This is a genomic window from Streptomyces sp. SID13031 (assembly GCF_010548305.1).
Lineage (GTDB): Bacteria > Actinomycetota > Actinomycetes > Propionibacteriales > Kribbellaceae > Kribbella.
The window spans coordinates 129,468-146,709 of record NZ_JAAGLV010000022.1 but is presented as its reverse complement, the minus strand read 5'-3'; the positions used below and the strand labels follow the sequence as shown (position 1 = coordinate 146,709).

At 66.3% G+C, this 17,242-nt stretch carries 13 protein-coding genes; 5 read left to right on the top strand and 8 right to left on the bottom strand.

The features are described 5' to 3' along the window. Nucleotides 1-152 precede the first annotated feature (152 nt). The gene (locus G3I17_RS33960) at nucleotides 153-1,196 is read right to left on the bottom strand and encodes a YihY/virulence factor BrkB family protein (protein ID WP_164602359.1); all 1,044 of its coding nucleotides are present in this window, start codon (nucleotides 1,194-1,196) and stop codon (nucleotides 153-155) included. A gap of 208 nt (nucleotides 1,197-1,404) precedes the next feature. On the opposite strand from G3I17_RS33960, the gene G3I17_RS33955 reads away from it, so the two are divergent. From G3I17_RS33955 to G3I17_RS33945, 3 genes are all read left to right on the top strand, one after another. Beyond that, nucleotides 1,405-4,053: a metallophosphoesterase gene (locus G3I17_RS33955; RefSeq protein ID WP_164602357.1), complete on the top strand. Its 2,649-nt coding sequence runs from the start codon at nucleotides 1,405-1,407 to the stop codon at nucleotides 4,051-4,053. Beyond that, nucleotides 4,050-6,482 (top strand): pentapeptide repeat-containing protein, encoded by a 2,433-nt coding sequence (locus G3I17_RS33950; protein WP_164602355.1) that lies wholly within the window; start codon nucleotides 4,050-4,052, stop codon nucleotides 6,480-6,482. The genes G3I17_RS33955 and G3I17_RS33950 overlap by 4 nt, the downstream gene beginning before the upstream one ends. Nucleotides 6,483-6,573: 91 nt before the next feature. Then, a complete protein-coding gene (locus tag G3I17_RS33945) occupies nucleotides 6,574-6,861 on the top strand; it encodes a YiaA/YiaB family inner membrane protein (RefSeq protein ID WP_203591136.1) in 288 nt (95 codons plus the stop codon). On the opposite strand, the gene G3I17_RS33940 is transcribed toward G3I17_RS33945, so the two are convergent. The 5 genes from G3I17_RS33940 to G3I17_RS33920 form a co-directional block, all read right to left on the bottom strand. Further along, on the bottom strand, nucleotides 6,858-8,018 hold the full coding sequence (locus G3I17_RS33940; RefSeq protein WP_164602351.1) for a PrsW family intramembrane metalloprotease: 1,161 nt from the start codon (nucleotides 8,016-8,018) through the stop codon (nucleotides 6,858-6,860). The genes G3I17_RS33945 and G3I17_RS33940 overlap by 4 nt on opposite strands. Further along, nucleotides 8,015-8,656 carry a hypothetical protein gene (locus G3I17_RS33935; protein WP_164602349.1) on the bottom strand — a complete coding sequence of 214 codons (642 nt, stop codon included), beginning with the start codon at nucleotides 8,654-8,656 and terminating at the stop codon, nucleotides 8,015-8,017. The genes G3I17_RS33940 and G3I17_RS33935 overlap by 4 nt, the downstream gene beginning before the upstream one ends. A 62-nt stretch (nucleotides 8,657-8,718) precedes the next feature. Further along, nucleotides 8,719-10,113, bottom strand: a complete 1,395-nt coding sequence (locus tag G3I17_RS33930; protein WP_164602347.1) for a thioredoxin domain-containing protein — start codon at nucleotides 10,111-10,113, stop codon at nucleotides 8,719-8,721. 158 nt (nucleotides 10,114-10,271) lie between these two features. Continuing rightward, nucleotides 10,272-10,766 carry a carbonic anhydrase gene (locus tag G3I17_RS33925; protein WP_164602345.1) on the bottom strand — a complete coding sequence of 165 codons (495 nt, stop codon included), beginning with the start codon at nucleotides 10,764-10,766 and terminating at the stop codon, nucleotides 10,272-10,274. A 101-nt stretch (nucleotides 10,767-10,867) separates the two neighbouring features. Continuing rightward, a complete protein-coding gene (locus G3I17_RS33920) occupies nucleotides 10,868-12,583 on the bottom strand; it encodes a metallophosphoesterase (protein ID WP_203591135.1) in 1,716 nt (571 codons plus the stop codon). 121 nt (nucleotides 12,584-12,704) lie between these two features. Between G3I17_RS33920 and G3I17_RS33915 the strand changes: the two genes are divergently transcribed. Together G3I17_RS33915 and G3I17_RS33910 are read left to right on the top strand one after the other, a co-directional pair. After that, complete coding sequence (locus G3I17_RS33915) at nucleotides 12,705-13,595, top strand: ABC transporter permease (RefSeq protein WP_164602343.1); 891 nt, start codon at nucleotides 12,705-12,707, stop codon at nucleotides 13,593-13,595. Beyond that, entirely contained in the window at nucleotides 13,588-14,349 is a 762-nt protein-coding gene (locus tag G3I17_RS33910; RefSeq protein WP_164602341.1) for an ABC transporter ATP-binding protein, read from the top strand. The genes G3I17_RS33915 and G3I17_RS33910 overlap by 8 nt, the downstream gene beginning before the upstream one ends. A gap of 14 nt (nucleotides 14,350-14,363) precedes the next feature. On the opposite strand, the gene G3I17_RS33905 is transcribed toward G3I17_RS33910, so the two are convergent. Next, nucleotides 14,364-15,398 (bottom strand): glycosyltransferase family 2 protein, encoded by a 1,035-nt coding sequence (locus G3I17_RS33905; protein WP_164602339.1) that lies wholly within the window; start codon nucleotides 15,396-15,398, stop codon nucleotides 14,364-14,366. A gap of 7 nt (nucleotides 15,399-15,405) precedes the next feature. Beyond that, nucleotides 15,406-16,887 carry an LCP family protein gene (locus G3I17_RS33900; RefSeq protein WP_164602337.1) on the bottom strand — a complete coding sequence of 494 codons (1,482 nt, stop codon included), beginning with the start codon at nucleotides 16,885-16,887 and terminating at the stop codon, nucleotides 15,406-15,408. Nucleotides 16,888-17,242: the final 355 nt, after the last annotated feature.

Here is a 17,242-nt window from a genome sequence, read left to right as displayed (position 1 = left end):
CGTAACCGAAACCCCCGCATCCACCAACCGCAACAACGCATCACCGTGACACTCAAAGTCCTCCACAAACGACATGGCCGCCGCAACTCCTCAAATCAAGGTGTTGCGACGACCATGAGAACCCGCCTTGCTTTCGGCGGGCGCTCGTTCGTTCACGACTCGGCAGGTGGATCCGGATCGTGGGACGGCTCTGGGTCCGGATCTTGGTCCGACTTCGACTTCGGCTTCGGCTTTGGCTTGAAGGTGACCTGGATCGTCTCGGTCGATTTATGCCGCTGGGCCTGGGCGTACATGGCGTAGGCGCGATGGTCGGCCGGCGTCAGGTCGACGGCCGAGTCGGTGAAGAGGGCCAGCAGCGAGCGCGGGTAGAGCCGGTGCGCGATCACCGAGTTCAGCTCGGCGCCGATCACGGCGATCACCGACGCCGCGTAGATGAGCCCGATCAGCCCGAGCGTCAGCGCGAACACACCGTTCACCTCGCTGGCCTTGGCCAGTACGTCGTTGACGTAGATACCGCCGAGGCGTTCGAGCAAGTGCCAGCCGAGCGCCGTGAAGAACGCTCCGGGAAGGATCTTCCGGAACTTCGGCCGCGGTCTGCTGCCGGGGCGCAGACACAGGGTCAGCATGGCGGTCAGGACCAGCACGGAGCCGATCGAGACGAGCCAGCCCATGCCCTCACCGGAAAGCGACGCCTGACTACCGGCCAGAACGGTGAGGGTCGCGAAACTGAGCACGGTGAGACCGGCCAGCGTGAGCAGCGCCCCGGACCGGAGCCGGCCGCGGAACGGGTTCGGCCTGCCGTTGCGGGGAACTCCCCAGGTCACGTTGACGGCGTTCTGTACCGCCTGCCCGAGCCCGATGATGCCGTAGATCGCCGCCAGCGTTCCGACGATCACCGCCGGCGTACTCCCCCGCAGCCCCTGCGGCGTCGCGAGCTGGGTGCCGACGATCGGGAACTCCTTGAGCGCCGACTCCAGCACGGCCTTCTGCAGATCCTCGTTTCCCTGCAGAAAGAAGCCGAGCACCGACGACGAGATCAGCAACATCGGAAAGATCGCCGCGAACGCGTAGTACGTGACGATCACCGCAAGATAACTGCCCTGATCATCAAAAAACTTGTAAACCACCGACAACGGAAACCCAAGCCGCCGACGCCGCCGCTGAACGGAGTCCAGCCGCCGCGCCAAGGTATTCACCCACCCAACGGTACGGCCCCCGCCCGAAGCTCCCGCGCCACCACCCCGCAACACCCGAAGGACTCGAACCTGCGGGCTCGACGGGTTGCGCATGGTTGCCGGGGTCGGCAAGGCTGACCCCCTTCGGCACCTTCGGGACGCCGAGGGGGGGCGCGAGGCGAATCATGAGGGGGCCGCGAAGGTGCATGGGGGAACAGGCAGGCAGGGCGTGACAGTCCTGCATATCTCGGACACACAGTTCGGCCAGTATCACCATTTCGGCGAGGGGGTCGATTCTCTCGCCAGCGCGCTGGTGCGGGATCTCGCTGGCCTGTCGGAGCCGATTCCGCCGATCGATCTGATCATTCTTTCCGGTGACATCACCGAGAGAAGTCTGAAACCGGAGTACGAGCAAGCGCTTGCCTTCATCGACGTCCTTTGTCAGCAAACCGGTCTGGGGCGCGATCGGGTAGTCGTCGTGCCCGGTAACCACGACGTGAGTTGGCACAAGAGCAAGATCTACTTCGAGGAGTGCGCCGAGGAGGGGGTCGCCCCGAAGCGGCCGTACACCAAGAAATGGTCTCGCTATCAGGAGTTCGTTGCGGCCCTGCATGGAGCCACGGCGTTCACCGAGGAACAGCCGTATCGCCTGCACTCGTTCGAAGACCTGCGGGTCGTTGTCGCGGCGTTCAACTCGACCATCCAAGAGAGCCACGTCGAAGACGATCACTATGGCTTGTGCGGCCGGGAGCAGCTTCACTGGTTCAACGATCGCCTCGGTGAGATCGACGACGTGCTCAGGATCGGGGTCGTTCATCACAACCCGCGTCGCGGTGACGTCGCTGACAACGAGAATCTCCAGGATGCCGACCAACTGACCAGGATCGTCGGACCTCGGCTGGACGTACTGCTCCACGGCCATACGCATGCCGGCAAGGAGGATCGCCTGGCGGACAACACCCTTGTGCTGGCCACCGGGTCGAGCGCCATCGACTCCAACTGGCGGCCGGCCGAGGTGCCCAACCAGTACCAGATTCTGCACTTCGAACCGGACCGGCTTTCCCGGTGGGCACGGCAGTGGGATCGGCAGGCTGAGAAGTGGATCGCTGATACCCGCATTAGTCCGGACGGTAATCACTGGCACGTCACCAGGGATTTCCAGCCGCCAGGCTGGCAAGGGCCGCCCTTGTCGGAGGCCGCAGTCCATGATCGTCGTGAGCGAGACCGTCCTGAGATCGGTCTGCCGCTGGACGACTTGGTCACTCGCATCGAGTACGTGACTCGGCGGGATGTCGGCGAGGCTTCGATCGACCGGCGGAAGAAGGGGAACCCGCCACTCGACTACCTGATGGTGGTCCGCCCCGCAGCGCCACGACGCTGCGTCGGCATCCTCGATCGGCCACTCGACGCGGCGACGCTGGATCGGTTCGAGGAGTTGGTGTTCAGCCCGCTGCGCGAGCGCGCTGGTACTGACTTCGTGGTGGTCTACAACGGACCGGACGATCCGCCCCTACGGGCGGAGGCGCGCAGGCGCGGTGTGCAGATCAAGACCATCGTCGAGTACAACGATCTGCTCGAACCCAGGGCCTATTCAGACTGGTTGCGATCCCAACTGGAGTCCGACACGTTGTACCGGCAGGACTTGTACATGCCGCAACGGTTCCGCGCCATCGACCGGTGGGGTAAGGCGAGCCAGGATGTTCAGACGGACATGCTGGGCGAGATCTACGACGGAGTCCTCGACGAGGAAGGCCGGTTCTTCCTCATCCTCGGCGATGCGGGCTACGGGAAGTCCTTCCTGGTCCGCAAGCTCGCCTATCAGATGGTGACCAACGACTGGGTGACGATCACCCCGATCGTCATCAGTCTGCGGAACCGCGACAAGGGCGAGACCATCGGCGAGATGGTCTCGAGCGTGATGATCCCGAGCCGGTCGGCGTTCAACATCGACCGCTTCGAGCACAGCTTGGAGGCCGGTTCGCTCGCATTGCTCATCGACGGGTACGACGAGTTCGCCGTTCGCGTCGGCTACCAGAACGCGGCCGCACAGCTTCAGACGTTCATTCAGGCCCTGCGGGGGCGAGCGAAGGTCCTCCTGACTACCAGGCCGAACCACTTCCGCAGTACGGACGAGGCCACGAGCAAGCTGTTCGACTCGCTCCGGACCGTCCATGAGGGCCGGGTGTACCAACTCGAGCCGTTCGACGACTCCCAGCAGCGGAACTTCCTCACCCGCTGGTTCACTCTGAAAGGCGACGCCGTCGCAGAGCAAACCGCCGACCGCTGGATGCAGGCGCTCCATGGGGTCGACAACCTGCCCGATCTCGCCAAGACGCCGCGCATGCTCTCGTTCATGGTCGAGGACTTGTCGATCAAGGAGATCGAGGCCGCGCCGGCCGGGACGACCCTCAAGGCCGCCGACCTCTATCAGAAGCTGGTCCGGAGGTGGCTGACCGAAGAGGCCGACAAGGTGGACCCGGATGACGAGCGCAAGGTCCCGCCTGAGGTGCGGCAGCGCGCACTGGAGGAACTCGCGCTCGAACTCTGGCGAGGTGGCGACCGGGACGTCAATGAAGACGCCCTTCACCGGGTCGCCAGAAAGCTGGATCTCCCTCGCTACGATCTGACCCTCGACCAAGCCGCCCAACTGCTCGGTGGCCGGACGCTCCTGCAGATCGACGAGCGCCAATGGCGATTCGCCCACCAATCCGTCTGGGAGTTCCTGCTCGCTAGCCGGCTCGCCGCGATTCTTCGCGAGCAGGACTACGACAAGCTCGGCGAAGCTCAGCTGACCGGGCTGACCATCCGTTTCCTCCGCGACCTGGCCCCCGCCGAGGCCATGGACTGGGTCGCTCGCTTTACGGACGACTCAGCATGAGCGACTGGAGCAAGCGCAACGCCCGAGCCCTCCTCAAGGACTTTCAGGCTGCGGGCCTCGCGGGCCCCGTCCGATTTCGCGACTATCGCGGAGAGGATCTCCACGGGCAGGTGTTCGGCACGGATGACCTGTTGGCAGGCGTCGACTTCGAGGGTGCCGACCTGACCGATGCCCACTTCGTTGCCGGCAGCGATCTCAGCGGCGCCAACCTTTCGAACTGCACGATGGTGGGTGCGCGCCTGGACCGCGTCTCCCTGCGAGGCGCCGACCTCACCGGCAGCCGTTTGGACGGTGCGTCCCTAATCGGCGCGGATCTCCGACAAGCGCAGCTCGGCGGCGCCAAGTGGCAACGTTCTCGACTCAACGGTGCGGCCTTGCCTGATGGGGTTGAGATAGATGGATGGGGAGCGGCAATGCCGTCGGCGATACCCCGGCTGCAGACGGGCTCCGCTCTTGCTGGCGTGGTGGCGCTCGCCTGGAATCCTCATTTCGATCTGATCGCGCTTGCCCGCGGAAGACAGGTTGAGATCTGGGATCTCGAGACCCTCGTCCAGATCACGGCATTGGTCGGTCACGCTGGCTCGGTGTTGGCAGTGGCCTGGTCTCCGGATGGCGCCAGGCTCGCCAGCGCCGGTCACGACCGCGTGGTGCGGATCTGGGATATCGGCTCGGGCAGTGGGGTGACCACGCTCACCGCCCACACCGACTGGGTGCGGACGGTGGCCTGGTCTCCGGATGGCGCCAGGCTCGCCAGCGCCGGCGACGACAGCGTGGTGCGGGTCTGGGATGTCGGCTCGGGCAATGCGGTGGCCACGCTCAAGGGCAATAGCGGATGGATTGAGGCGGTGGCTTGGTCTCCGGATGGTGCCCGGCTCGCGGGCGGCGGCATGGAACACGTGGTGCGGGTCTGGGATGTCGGCTCGGGCAGCGTGGTGGACACGTTCACCGCCCACACCGACTGGGTGCGGACGGTGGCCTGGTCTCCGGATGGCGCCAGGCTCGCCAGCGCCGGCGACGACAGCGTGGTGCGGATCTGGGATGTCGGCTCAGGCAGTGCGGTGGCCACGCTCACCGACCACAGCCGCTGGGTGTGGACGGTGGCCTGGTCTCCGGATGGCGCCAGGCTCGCCAGCGCCGGCGACGACAGCGTGGTGCGGATCTGGGATGTCAGCTCAGGCAGTATGGTGACTACCCTCCCCGGCCAGCGTAGCTCCGTTCGGGCGGTTGCCTGGTCCCCCGACGGTGCCCGGCTCGCTAGTGCCGGCGGCGACAGCGTGGTGCGGATCTGGGATGTCGGCTCGGGCAGTGCGGTGGCCGCGCTCGCCAGCCACACCGTCTCGCTGCGGACGGTGGCTTGGTCTCCGGATGGTGCCCGGCTCGCCAGTGCCGGCGGCGACAGCGTGGTGCGGGTCTGGGATATCGGCTCGGGCAGCGTCGTGGCCACGCTCACCAACCACAGCGGCCCCGTGCTCGACTTGGCTTGGTCTCCGGATGGCGCCCGGCTCGCCAGCGCCGGCGGCGACAGCGTGGTGCGGGTCTGGGATATCGGCTCGGGCAGCGTCGTGGCCACGCTCACCGGCCACACCGACTGGGTCCGGACGCTGGCCTGGTCCCCGGATGGCGCCCGGCTCGCCAGCGCCGGCGACGACCACCTGGTGCGGGTCTGGGATATCGACTCGGGCAGCGTCGTGGCCACGCTCACCGGCCACACCAACTGGGTCCGGACGCTGGCCTGGTCCCCGGATGGCGCCCGGCTCGCCAGCGCCGGTCACGACCACCTGGTGCGGGTCTGGGATATCGACTCGGGCAGCGTCGTGGCCATGCTCATCGGCCACAGCCGCTGGGTGCTGGCGTTGGCTTGGTCCCCGGATGGCGCCCGGCTCGCCAGCGCCGGTCACGACCACCTGGTACGGCTCTGGGATATCGACTCGGGCAGCGTCGTGGCCACGCTCACCGGCCACCGCAGCTCCGTCCTGGCGGTCGCCTGGTCCCCCGATGATGCACGGATAACCAGTGCTGGCGACGACGGGATCGTGCAGGCGTGGGATATCAGCCCGGCGAGGAGACGTCGCTGGCTACGATTCCTCCCCTCTAGGCTAGGCAATCTCTTCGCCGTCCGGATCAGCCCTGTAGTGATGGTTCGCAAGATGGTCGAGCGGGGCGAGCTAAGCGCGGCCGCGTTCTCGCCGGATTTGCGTACATTCGCCTGTAGTGTCTCGGACGGCTGCATATCCATCTGGAGGCTCGAGGATCCACCCGAGAGTCCCGACATACGCCTTCTCGGGCTGTCGGGATCCGGATGGGCAGCTCTCTACGGCGATCGCCAGTACAAGCTTCAGGGTGATCCGGGCGGAAAGTTCTGGTGGAGTGCTGGCCTGTGTCGCTTCGAGCCCGGTGAGCTCGACGGCTACGGCGTCGAGCGGCTCTGATGCACGCGGGGCATGAGCCGTCAGTACTCCCCGGTCGCGTTGAGTAGTTCATCTCATGCGCGGCGCCCGTCCCCGCGCCGACGATGAGCCCATGACGAAACCGATCCAGCCCTCACAGACCTCCGCCTTCTACCTCCAGGCGATCGCGTCCTTCGGCATCTCGATGACTGCGATGACCATCGCCATCGTCTATCTGCCCGCCGCCGGGTGGATTCGTGCGTTTCTGGCTCTTGGGCTTCTCTACCTGGTTACCTCGACCGTCACCCTCTGCAAAGTTGTGCGGGATCGGCAAGAGCTCTCGGTCGTCACCAACCGGGTGGACCAGGCCCGCTTGGACAAGCTTCTCGCCGAGCACGATCCCTTCAGGGTCGATGCCTAGGACTGGCGCTTGTTGCGGAGGCGGAGGATCTCTGAGCGTGCGTGGGTGACGCGGGGGGTTTCGGTGCCCTGGGCAGTGGCGATTTCTCGGGCCAGGTCGTTGGTGGCTTCGAGCAGATGGTTGGCCTTGGTGCGGTGATGGAGGTGTTTTCGGTACTTCCTGCGGTCTTTGCGGAGACCGGAGACGGCGTCGAGGAGGGCCGGGTCGATGGTGCCGGCCTCGGCCTCTGGGCTGAGGAGGGCGCGGATCCAGGCGCGTTCCTGGCGGGCGGCGTGGCGGAGTACGTAGAAGACAGCGATCAGTTCGACGGCTGCGATGGCGAAGGGAAGGACCGCCGCCCAGACGCCCCCGCTGCTGATGCCGCTCATGTCATCCCAGGCGAAGTGGAAGGTCATCGCCATCAACATGGTGAGCACGCCGCGCAGGCGGTTGCGTTCACCGCGGGTCCGGCCGAGTAGCCACATCAGGCCGGCGCAGAAGATCGCACTGAACAGTGCGTGCGAGACGATCCCGGCGGCGCCACGGACCACGAAGACCCGGAGCGAGGATCCGAACTGATCGACGCCGAACAGTTGGGTGGCGCCGTTGTAGACGTACAGGACGTCTTCGAAGACCTGGAAGCCGAGGCCGATGAAGGCGCCGATGATGAAGCCGTCGTAGGCACTGCGCACCAGCCGGGGCGCCAGGCCGATCAGCAGGACCAGGCCGAGCGCCTTGCCCCATTCCTCGTTGATCGGCGCCGTGAGCCCGGCTCCCCAGTCGGCGGCGAACGAAGTACCGCCGACTTTGGCCCAGATCGCCTGCAGGGCCGTGTTGGCCGGTAGCGCGATCCAGAAGGTCGCGGCGACTCCGCCCCAGACGAAACCGGTGGCCAGCAGCCCGGCGGGTTGTGCGGTGAAGCGGTTGTGATGCCGCAAGAGCAGCAGCCACGGAACGAGATACAGCCCGAAGAGTACGACGCCGCCGGTCAGCGCCTGGGCGTAGAAGGGCGCACCGGCACCGAAGTACCGCAGCATCGTCAGTAGACCGCCACCCACACCCAGCAGGTACACCCAGAAGGCAAGGTTGTGCGGCTGCAGGAACCGGTACGGCTGACCCCAGCCGGATTGTTCGATCGCGTCGAGTTGTGCTGCCCGCTCCTGCGGTACGGCGGTCATCGGGCCACCCCCGGCTTGATGCTGCGCAGCAAGGCGTCGACCTCGTTCTGGTACCGATCGAGCTGGCCCGCCGCGGTCCGGACCCGGACGAGCAGTGCCGGAGCCGCGTCGACCGCCTGGCTGTCGCCGACGGCCATCTTGAATGCGACGTCGGTCCCGTCACCAGTGGGACCTGTTCGGCTTTCCACCACCCCGACCAGGCCCGCGTCGGTGGTCAGCGTGCCCCGCCCGGCGGACACCTGGGGCGAATCGCCTTGCGACCGCAGCACCTGTTCCAGGAACGCGACCGCGCTGCCGTTGTACGTCGTACCGATCAACTCGATCCTCGCGCCACCGGAGGCGAGGAGCACCTGGAGATTCGTCGCGCTCGCTCCGGATCCGCCGGTCAGCGTGCCACTCTCGAGCTGCCACCCGACCGGTGGCACCGCGGTCGCGCCGGCGCCCAGGTCGAGCACCTGACCGGCCTGGATCTCGTTGCGCCACGGGATCGCCGCGTTCAATCCCTGCAACCCGTAGATCAGTACCAGCGCCACGCCGAGCGCGATCAACCCGGGCTTGAACGTCCGCCGATCGAGCCCGAACCGGCGATGCTCCACCGGCACCCATTCTCGCAGTGACTGCTCCGGACTCGCCGTCATCGAAGCTCCATTCGTCCATCCGGCAAAGGTCTGGGCGTACCTGACACCGTAGCCCTTGTTCGTCAGCCGAGGGCGGACTTCAGGTTGTCCACGGTGACCTGGTCGCCGAGCAGCTTCTTGCCGTTCACGAGTACTGCCGGGAGCTCGGTGATCTGGCGCTCGACTGTGGTCTCGTCGATGCTCTTGAACCAGTTGCCGTAGCTGTTCGTTCTCAGCGCCGTGGCGAACGTGTCCTTCGGCAACCCGAGTTTGTCGCCGAGCTCGGCCAGTTGGTCGTCGGTCCACGCCTTTTCGGAGTCGCCGTAGACCGCGTGCAGGAAACCGGAGGCCTTGCCGTTGGCGGCGGCCGCGGCGAACAAGGTGGCCAGCCGCTGGTCCGAGTCGCCGGAGACGACCGGCCAGTACGTGACGGTGACCGTGCCGTTCTCGAGCAGCGGATCGAGCGTGCTGCCGGTCGCCTTCTCGAACTCCGCGCAGGGCCGGCAGCTGAAGGCCAGATAGAAGTCGATGTTCGTATCGGCACCTCGCTTGCCTACCGTCACTCCCTTGCCGGCGGTCCCCGGGCCGGTGATCACCGCAGGCTCCGGCCGGCCGCTGTCGAGGTTCACCTCGGAGTGCTTGCGCCAGTAGTCGACGCCGACCGCGGACACGATGGCGAGCACCAGCACGACGGCAACCACGATGCCGGACGAGTTCCGGACGCCCCGCTGGACAGTGGACCAGAGGATGACCGCGCACAGCACGCCCACGATGGCGGTGACGACCGCTTCGGGGATGTAGCCGGTCCGCCCTGCGCCCAGGGTCGCCCCCACGGCTGCGATCGCAAGGGCCGGTACCAGGCCCAGTACCGGCGTCGTCCGTACTTGCGTCGCCGGTCGCGTTGCTGCCGGCAACAGATGGGCGGCAACCAGGTACGCGATGCACGCGAGCAGGGTCGCCCCGATCGCGTCGCTGGGACGATGCCAGCCCAGGTTCTGCACCGCGGCCGCGACGAACGCCAGCCAGAGAACACCCGCCGCGGCGACGTACGGGCGGGCTCGTGGAGTGGAGACGAGGATGGCGCCGGCCGCGACCCCTGCAGTGACAGCGACATGGCCGCTGGGGAAGCTCACCTCCATCAGGCTCTCCGGCGCGTTGGAGATGTCCGGCCGGGGAAGGATCATCCGGTTCAGGAGGTAGCTGGCGGCGGCCGTGGCAACCGGCACGAAGGCTCCCGCGACGGCGAGCCACCACTGCCTGCGCAGTACGGCGACACCGACGATCAGGATGACCCCGATGACGAAGATGGGACCTTCGAACCGCAACGGCGGCGGGCCGACCGAGTACAGGATGTGGAAGACCCAGGTCTCAGAGGCGAACCCCCCGGGCCTGTTCTCGACAGACTGGCCGTAGGGGGTGCAGACCGCGAGCAGATAGAGCACGACGAAAGCGATCGCCAGTTTGAACGGTTGCCTCATCGCAGGGACGTGTTCCTTCAGGTAGCCGGCACAGGAATCAGAAGCTCTCTGCGCCGACTATATATCGTCAGCCGAAATATCCTCGCCGGCGACGTGAAGACACGAAGACCCGAGAACAGATCGCAATGTCTGCCCGGGCCTTCGTGGTGGTAGGTGGGCTAGTTCTTCACTTCGCGGAGGCGGCCGGTCTCCACCTCGTAGACGAAGCCGCGAACCGAGTCCTTGACCGGGATGAAGGGATCGGCGGCGATGCGCTGGAGAGACTGGCGGACGTCTTCGTCGATGTCGGAGAAGGCTTCGGCGGACCAGTCGGGCTTGAGGCCGGTCTCGGCCTGGATGTCGGCTTTGAAGCCGTCGTCGGTGAAGGTCAGCATGCCGCAGTCGGTGTGGTGGATCAGGATGATTTCCTTGGTACCGAGCAGGCGCTGGCTGATGGCGAGGCTGCGGCGCTCGTCGGCGGTGATCACACCACCGGCGTTGCGGATGACGTGAGCGTCACCCTCATTGAGGCCGAGAAGGCCGTAGGGGTTCAGGCGGGCGTCCATGCAAGCCACGATGGCGACGCGCTTGCCGGGAGGCAACGGGAGGTCGCCTTTGTCGAAGGTCGCCGCGTACTGCTCGGCGTTGGCAAGCAGTTCATCGGTCACGCTCATGGTCTGAACCTCCAGTGAAAGTCGAGTAAGCAGATAGACAAACTTAACTTTTTCCCGTGACCCCGGGGAGTCATCTCATTACCTGGACGACCGGATCTGAGTTAGAGGACGGCGGTGGTGTCGGTGCCGGGGAGGGTGGTGCCTCGGGGGACCTCGATCGGGGGTTCGATCAGGGTGGCTCGGAGGGTGGGGCCGTTGGGGATGAGCCACGGGGTTTCCGGGGAGGCTGTGGGGTCGGCTTTCCAGTCGTGGCAGACCTTGGGGATTTTCAGGGGGTAGATGGTGAGGTCGCCCGCGCGGTTGATGTGTAGGCGCAGGAAGCCCTTGTAGTCCTCGATGCTTTGGCCGGCGAAGAGTTCGTTCATGTTGAAGCCGAATTTGCCGGCTATCAGGAGGTACGCGGCAACTAGTTCGGCGTCGACGAAGCCGACTACGACAGGTGTCACCAGCAGCGTTACCAGGACTGTTATCCAGTCAGCGGCGGACTGACTCAAGCGGAAGAGGACAGCAGCCCAGGCGAGCATCAACGCCAAGTGGGCAAGGGAATGCAGGAACCCGGCGACGCCAGCGGCCAGGCCGCTGCGTTTCAGCCCGAAGCGAGCGAAGAGGACTCCGGCGAGGATCGTGAAGACCACACCGAAGGCAGCCGGGGTCCAAGCGGCCATCACGCCGAAGATCCCCTGAGATTCCCCCGCAAGGCCGAACTGAACCAGCAGCGCGAGCACGGTCTGCAGGCCGGCGGTCAGGCCCCAGAAGCCAGGGTTCCGGAAAGGGAGCTTGTAGATGCCCTTGGCGAGACGCTTCGATTCCTTGGCATCCGGGTAGGTCGAAACCTGGTCGAAGGTCGCGACCTCGTTGACGTCGGCAACGCGCGAGACCTTCGGCGGCAAGGTCAGCTCCGCAGGCAAGAGATGGCTCGCCGAAAGGAACGCGCCTCCCCCGCCACTGGTGATCCGCTGGCCACTACCGTCGCGTTCGGAGTATCGGGCGTAGTGATGCGAGTCGCCGGACAGCATCACGCGCGTTACGCCGCCGAGCGGCTTGATGATCTCGCGATCGAAGAAGCGGATGGTGTCGTACTCGTGCGTGTCACCGCCCGCCCCGGCATGCACCCACGCGGGCGTCGGCGTACACAGAATCACTGCGTCACCGGCCTGCATCCCGGCCAGCGCAGCACGGAAGTAGGCCAACTGCGGCGCGTCGATGTAGCCGCCGAATTGGGTGTCGATGGCAACGAGCCACCAGCGTTGCGGGAGTTCGATCGCGAAGTAGCTGCGGCCCTGCTCGGTCTTCCAGCCACCGACCGGGCGTTGCTGGGCGAAGACCCGCAGGAACGCCGTCAGGCCGTCGTACCAATCGTGGTTACCCGGCAGAGCAAACAGAGTGGGCGGGTCGGCGGGCTCCGGCAGAGCGGCGCGATACGGGCCCTTCGTACGGTCCTCGTACGCCGTCGACGATGCGGCCGGGTAGACCTCGTCGCCACCCATCACCAGCAGTGAAGCGCGCGGCAGGCGCAACCCGTCGACCGGCTCCAAAGCGGGGGCAGCCAGCAACGAGGCGACCGTGTACGTCGCGTCGAACCCGTCTCCCAGATCGGCCACGAAGTCGAACCACAACTCGTCCGTACCGTGCTGGTAGCCGTCGGCCGGCAACGAACTCTGGAGTTCGCGCTTATCGGCGTACGCACCGAAGATGCCTGACAGGACAGCCTTTATGCCGATGCTGGCCAGGACGGACGGCAGCAGCCAGCGCACTGGTCCACGGATACGGAATCCGAGTTCTTCCTCGGACAGATCAGAAGGGCGGCTCTGCTTCACCCGCCCACGCTACGGCCCATCAGGGTCCACCGCGACAGGACCCGGGGCGCCGACGCGATGAGGTCGCGACAAAGGTGCGCCGATGCGAACCAGCCGACCCGGGGCGGATAGATTGGCCCGCATGTCAAACGCGGCCGGGCCGGCCGAGACCGTCGACCTGGCGGCGCTGGCAGAGCGACATGGCTTGACCAAAAGCTCCGCGAGGCCACCGCTCGGCGGTTACCTGCGGGAGCTCTGGGGACGCCGGCAGTTCATCGTCAGCTACGCACGGGCCCGCACGTACGCCCTGTACGCCGGTGCGCGACTCGGCTCTGTCTGGCAGGTGCTCACACCACTGATGAACGCCGCCGTGTACTACCTGGCGTTCGGCGTCCTGCTCGGCACCAAGAACGGTATCCACAACTATGCCGCCTTCCTGATCTGCGGCATGTTCGTGTTCACCTACACGCAGCGCTCGATGACCGAGGGGTCGCGTGCGCTCGCGCTGAACATGTCGCTGATCCGCACGCTGCACTTCCCGCGCGCGACGCTGCCACTGGCCTACGTGGTCAACGAGCTCAACCAGATGGCCGTCTCGATGGGCATCCTGTTCGTCCTCGTCGGGGTGTCCGACGGGCTCAGCTGGCGCTGGTTCCTGGTCGTACCGGCGCTGCTCCTGCAGACGATGTTCAACCTTGGCATGACGCTGATCTTCGCCCGGATCGGCACCTTCGTGTCCGACGTCAGCCAGTTGCTGCCGTTCGTCACCCGGACCTGGTTGTATGCCTCCGGCATCTTCTTCTCGATCCCCGACAAGCTCCGCGACCTGGACGCGCCGGGGTGGGTGATCCACCTGCTGTCTCTCAACCCGATCTCGGCGTACATCGACCTGGTACGACGTGCGCTGCTCGAGGACCACGAGCGCAACGCGTTGCCGAACGCCTGGCCGATCGCGGCCGGCTGGGCGGTCGTCGTACTGATCGGCGGGTTCGTGTTCTTCTGGCGCGCGGAGGACCGGTACGGCCGTGGCTGAGCAGATTCCGACCGTCATCGCGGACGACGTCGACATCATCTACAAGGTGATCGCGGGGCAGGGCGGCAAGGGGACGGCGGCGACCGCGTTCCGGCGGATCCTGAAGCGTCAGGACCGGCCGACGATCCGCGAGGTGCACGCGGTCAAGAGCGTCACCTTCACGGCGTACAAGGGTGACGCGATCGGCGTGATCGGGCGCAACGGGTCGGGCAAGTCGACGCTGCTGCGCGCGATCGCCGGGCTGCTGCCGCCGGCGTCGGGCGCGATCTACACCGGCGGGCGGCCGTCGCTGCTCGGCGTCAACGCGGCGATGATGAACGACCTGACCGGCGACCGCAACGTCGTCCTCGGCTGCCTCGCGATGGGGATGTCACCGGCCGAGATCACCGCCCGGTACGACGAGATCGTCGAGTTCTCCGGTATCGGCGACTTCATCGACCTGCCGATGTCGACGTACTCGTCCGGGATGGCGGCCCGGCTGAAATTCGCGATCGCCTCCGCCAAGACCCACGACATCCTGCTCGTCGACGAGGCGCTGGCGACGGGCGACGCCGAGTTCCGGGTGAGATCCGAGCAGAAGATCAAAGACCTCAGATCCGCGGCCGGCACCGTTTTCCTGGTCAGCCATAGCCTCGACGTAGTCCTCGACACCTGCAACCGAGCCCTCTGGCTCGACAAAGGAATCCTGCGCATGGACGGCGACGTCCGCGAGGTAGTCAACGCCTACACCCGCGAAGCAACCGCCGGTAGATAACCCGAAGGCAGCTACTAGGCGGAGGCAGGTGCGCCAGGTGCGGTGGCTGGCGGTGCAGGGCGCTCCTGGAGGCCTATCAGGAAGCCGAGGCCCCAGGAGATGTGCATGGTGGCGCAGATCAAGGGGAGCCAGAAGAGGGCTTTCCAGGGGAGGTACCGGCCCTCCATGGCTGAGCCGAACACCAGGAGCAGGGCGTAACCCAGCGGAGCCAGGAAGCCCAGGTCGAGGATGGCGGAGCCGGTGGCCAGGCCGACGATGCCCAGGATCGTGCCCAGCGCCAGGAGGACCACCGCGACCGGCGGGGCCAGGTAGCGCTTGCTGGCGGTCTCCGGGTGGCGGCGGATGACCTCGCGGCGCCACTGGCCGGTGTGGAAGAACTGCTTGGCGACGTCCTTCAGCGACGAGCGCGGCCGGTATGTCACCGACAGGTCGGGGCTGAACCAGATCAGCCCGCCGGTCTTGCGGATGCGGTAGTTGAGCTCCCAGTCCTGCGCCCGGTGCATCGACTCGTCGAAGCCGCCGACGCGCTCCAGCGCGGCCCGCCGGAAGACGCCGAGGTAGACCGTGTCCGCCGGGCCCGCCTTGCCACCCTGGTGGAACGTAGAGGCACCCAGACCGAGCCGCGACCGGTAGGCGCAGGCGACGGCCATCTCGATCGGCGTCCGGCCCTCGGCCGCCATCACGCCGCCCACGTTGTCGGCGCCGCTCTCGTGCAGCACCTCCACCGCGCGGGTGATGTAGCCCTGGGTCAGCACGCCGTGCCCGTCGACCCGGACGACGATGTCGTGGCGGGCGTTCGCGATCCCGGTGTTCAGCCCCGACGGCGTCTTGCCCGACGGGTTCGCGACGATCGTGATCCGCTTGTCGGCCTCGGCCAGCCGATCCGCGATCGCCTGGGTCATGTCCTTGCTCGGACCTATCGCGAGGACCAGCTCGAGCTCGCCGGGGTACTCCTGGTCGAGGACGCGGCCGACCGCCTCTTCGAGGTGGCGTTCCTCGTTCAGCACCGGCATCACGACGGAGACAGGGGGCCAGGAAGACAAGGACATGTTCAGGTCAGGCCTTACAGATCGAAGCGACGTCTTCGACGTCGTTGCCGGGTTTGGACGGGGTCGTGCTGCTCTTGCCGGGCGTGGTGCTGGTGCTGCTCGGCTTCTTCGTGGTGGTACTGGTGGTGCTCGGTGCGTTCGTCTTCTTACCGTCTCCGTCATCGGACGACTTGTCCAGCGCTTCTGACTTTCCGATCGCCGCGGCGACCGATGTCCGGATCAGCGCGAAGTCGGGGTTGCCGGTCTTGATCAGTGGCGGGACCGCGGAGAAGCTTGACACCGGCAGCTTCTTCGCGTCCAGCGCGAGGTCTGTGAAGGTACCGAGGTCACTGGCCGGAATATCGGTGTTGACCACCTTCTTGCTCGCCTTCGCGATGCCCTGGAATTTGGTCAGCACCGTTTGCGGCGACAACTGGTTCAGCATCGCCGTCATCACGCACTTCTGCCGGGTCATCCGCTCGTAGTCTGTCGCACCGGCCCTCGACCGCGCGAACCAGAGGGCATGGTAGCCGTCCAGATGCTGGTTCGCCCCCGGCTCGATGTAGCCCTTGATCGGTGATCCGATGCCACCGATCGGGACCCGTTTGCCGACATCCAGGGTGATCCCGCCGACCGCGTTCAGCAGGTCGCGGAAGCCGGCCAGGTCGATCAGTACGTGGTAGTTGACCTTCAGCCCGGTGACCGCCTCGACCGCCTGCTTGGTCGCCGTGACGCCGGGGTTCGGGTCGCCGGGGAACAGCGCCGGGTGGCCCGCGGCATACGTGAAGACGCCGTTCAGCAGGCAGTTCTCGGCGCAGTCCTTCCACTTGAAGCCGTCGGGGAACTGCTTGTTCATCGCCGTACCAGCGGGGAACGGCACCTTGGCCATGTTCCGCGGCAGGCCGATCAGTACGGTCCGGCCGGTGTTCGCGTCGACGCTGGCCAGCGTGATGCTGTCCGGCCGGGTGCCGATCCGGTCGGCGCCCGAGTCGCCACCGAGCAGCAGCACGTTGTACCGGCCCTTGTCGGCCTCGGACTTCTCGCCGTTGCCGAACACCGAGGCGACGAAGTCGCGCTGGGTCGACACGATCGTGCTGCCCCAGACCAGTGCGCTGACGACCAGGACGATCAGCGCGCCGTCGAGGATGCTGGTGGCCAGCCGGTGGTTGCGCTCCAGCGTCAGCGGCCGGCCGAGCCGGTAGGCGTCGACGAACAGCGCCGCCCAGCCGATCGCGAGCAGGATCAGCAGGATCTGGATGAACCGCAGCGTGGTCGGCGAGACCATCAGGTTGATCGCGCCGGCCCGCCAGATCAGGCCGAGCACGATCACGAAGACGATGATCCCCACGATCCCCGCCAGCACCCGCCAGGCCCATCGGCCCGCCCGCTTGCTGCCGGCCGCGATCTGCGCGGATCCGGGCAGCAGCAAGGTCATCAGCAGCAACGTGAGGGCGCGTTTGAACCGCACCGGCTCGCTGAGACTGCGCAGGTCCTGCTTGTCCTGCGGCATAGATCCTTCCGTTCTCCCGTGGCATGGACGACACCACCTTCTCAGGCGCGCCGACATGCCTCCTGTTCCCCACTCCTATTCCAGTACGACGTACCAGGCGGAGTCTTGGTTCGAGTCGGGCGGATCCGGAGACGAAGGGTAACAGTCTCCTCACCCACCGAAGGCGCCGACGTGCGTTCATACCCTGAGTGACCGCGGGGCGACCGGGCGGTTGCCGCAGGTTTACCCCTGCACTGCGGCATTCAGGGAAGTTTTCATCGACATGTGATGGCCGGGCGAGGGGTTGATCGGATACGAAGAGTCCTGGGCCGGCTACGGCCTGCTTGCGCCGCCCATCGCAAGCACCTTCAGTGAG